This is a genomic window from Roseateles aquatilis (assembly GCF_002205645.1).
Lineage (GTDB): Bacteria > Pseudomonadota > Gammaproteobacteria > Burkholderiales > Burkholderiaceae_C > Roseateles > Roseateles aquatilis.
The window spans coordinates 1-2493 of the sequence record NZ_NIOF01000036.1 but is presented as its reverse complement, the minus strand read 5'-3'; the positions used below and the strand labels follow the sequence as shown (position 1 = coordinate 2493).

Here is a 2493-nt window from a genome sequence, read left to right as displayed (position 1 = left end):
ACCGGGAGGCATACGAGTGCGGATCCGACGGTGCCGGATCCAAAGGATCAGCAGGCGTTCAATCGGTTTAGCTATGTGCTAAACAACGCGCTGGCTTATACCGATCCGACGGGGTTGGGGCCGCTGGCGATTTTTACGACGCTCAGTAATCCATTTTGGGCATTCGCCTCCCAGTCGAATGAAGCCAGCGACAAAAAGGAAGCCAGGAAATGCCCCGCCATGTGGGTTTGCATATATCCGGGCGAAGGCGGCGAGGACGGCGGAAAGCAGACAGCCGAGAAGGTGCCAAGGGCTAACGAAGCTTCACGCAATAAGATGATTGCTGACTTCTGGCTGGCAGGCAAGAAGCTTCAGGATAGATATTCGAACTGCTCCGGTGTTGAATGCCAACAAATAGAAGAGGCAGCGAAGGAACTAGACAGGAAGATGCGTGAATCTGGCCTTACTCTCAATGAGAGGTGGGCGAGTGGCGGTCCGCTATTAATTGGCGCGAGCGCATCTGCGCGAGGGGAGTGGGGTGTTGTAGTAGAGGTGGCGTCTGCAGGTGGTATCCTAAATTTACAAGAGCGTGCGGGAAATGTTCGTAGGTTGCGGAATAGCCATCTTGCAGGACAAGTCCACCCAAAAACTGGCATCCCCTTTGACAAGGACGGCTATCCTGACTTTTCAAGCCTTGCCAAGGCAGTAGTTCAGATTAAACAAACTGGGTCTTATCGGAGTGATTTTCGCGCAGCGAACGCGGCCGCTGGTCTCAAGGAAACGCCGAAGGGCTATACCTGGCACCACCACCAAGATGGCACGACAATGATGCTAGTCCCCCGCGACACCCATGCGATGACGGGGCACACAGGAGGCTTCCAATCAGGGCAATGAAACATGTTGATTAAAGACTTTGGTCCCAAGCTTTCAGAGCAGGATATAGATGCAATCGAGGGGGAATTTGGCTTCCCCTTTCCCCAATCCTATCGAAAATTTCTGCTGCAATATAATGGTGGATCACCTGAGCCGGACACAATAGACATCCCCGGGCATCCGCAATCGCCAACAGATGTGCAGGTATTTTTTGGTGTTGAAAGGGAAGTAAAGACCGATTGTTTAGAATGGAATATCGAGTTGATTGGTCTGCGTTGTTCGATTCAACGCCTCTTGCCAATCGCATGCGATTCGGGTGGTAATATATTTTGCCTTAATATTAGTCCTCTTGGTGAAGGCAAGGTAATTTATTGCGACCTAAATGAGCCAATTTGCAAGATCTATGAGGTGGCAGCGAGTTTTGATGACTTCACTTCCCAGCTTCGTATGTTTGAGCACTAGTTGATTCTGTTGTGCCTATTTTTCTGCATTCTCCTGTTTTCAATCGGCGCGGCGTAGGTCTCGAAGTTGATGTATTGATGAATGAATCGGGGATTCTATTGCAAGGCCCTGCCAGAGGGGCGCCGTAATTTCGGTGAGGTAAGTCAAATTAAAGGAATGGAACTGGCAATCAAGGAGGCTTTGCTATCAGATTATTTGTCGACGATTGCTCGGCATGTTCTTGATGAAATATGGAAAGCATCGGCGAAATCGATTAAATGGATGGTTGGGGAGTCTCAGTCATCCTTTGAATTTGCCAAAATATACAGGCTGCGTCAAGGGATAGGGTACTTCGATGCCAGGTGTGTAGAAGGGCTTGCTGAATCAATATTGGCACTCTCTTCGAGGGACAGGATGGTTGCTCTGGCTTACGCTTCTGTCGGGGCGAAAACAATCCTCGCGTTCATCGAAATCGAGCGCCAAGAAGTAGTCGGCCTAATGATATTCTCGGCCGCGGATTGCTCTTGAATGAGTGTGGGTAAACTCAATGAGGCTGGATTAACTAGTTGCGCTGTTCGAAGCCCCGCCATAGAGCGAAGCAGGGAGTTCAGTCGTATGAAAAGAGCCGTGAGAGTTCTACGAGGAGCGAGACGGCTGCTATCAGCGCTGGCGCTCGCGGGACTGGGCATCGGCGGTGCGCAGGCGCAGACCACGACGACGGTCACGCGCACGGTGAACTACGAGTACGACGCGTACGGGCAGCTCAAGAAGGAGACGGTGCAGCCGGACGACGCGGCGCTGCGGGTGAGCACGGAGTACACGCGGGCCGCGGTGGGCGGGGTGGACTTCGGTCTGGTGAGCGCCAAGACGGTGACGTGGCTGGACCCGGTCAGCGGGACCACGCAGAGCCGCGTGGTGCAGAGCACCGGGTATGACGCGCGAGGACGCTTCGCGCTCACGCAGACCAATGCGAAGTCGCAGACGGTGACCTCGACGTACGAGGATTCCACCGGCGCGGTGCTGACGATGGTCGATCCGAATCAGCTCACCACGAGCTGGGACTACGACTCGTGGGGCCGCAAGCTGCGGGAGAACCGCCCCGACGACACGGTCACCAGCTGGATGTACCACGGCTGCACCGACAGCTGCGGCTGGGCGGTGTCGGTCACGGTGACGCAGCAGTGGGGTGGCGCGGGGCTG

3 protein-coding genes and 1 pseudogene are annotated in these 2493 nt (G+C 54.3%); all 4 read left to right on the top strand.

The window, feature by feature from the left end; translation table 11 throughout:
• Positions 1-873, top strand: an 873-nt coding sequence (locus CDN99_RS27905; RefSeq protein WP_193531757.1) for an HNH endonuclease, incomplete at its 5' end; no start/stop codon positions are given.
• 3 nt (positions 874-876) lie between these two features.
• Entirely contained in the window at positions 877-1314 is a 438-nt protein-coding gene (locus tag CDN99_RS27900; protein ID WP_088388938.1) for an SMI1/KNR4 family protein, read from the top strand.
• An 81-nt stretch (positions 1315-1395) separates the two neighbouring features.
• Positions 1396-1821, top strand: coding sequence for a hypothetical protein (locus tag CDN99_RS28560; protein ID WP_141101036.1), 426 nt, complete (start codon positions 1396-1398; stop codon positions 1819-1821).
• 99 nt (positions 1822-1920) lie between these two features.
• Positions 1921-2493: pseudogene (locus CDN99_RS27895) on the top strand (hypothetical protein); the annotation flags it as partial.

What these genes read in the sequence shown, in the direction of transcription:
- CDN99_RS28560 (WP_141101036.1), top strand. Translation starts at nt 1,396, where the DNA reads ATGAATCGGGGATTCTATTGCAAGGCCCTGCCAGAGGGGCGCCGTAAT.
- CDN99_RS27900 (WP_088388938.1), top strand. Translation starts at nt 877, where the DNA reads ATGTTGATTAAAGACTTTGGTCCCAAGCTTTCAGAGCAGGATATAGAT.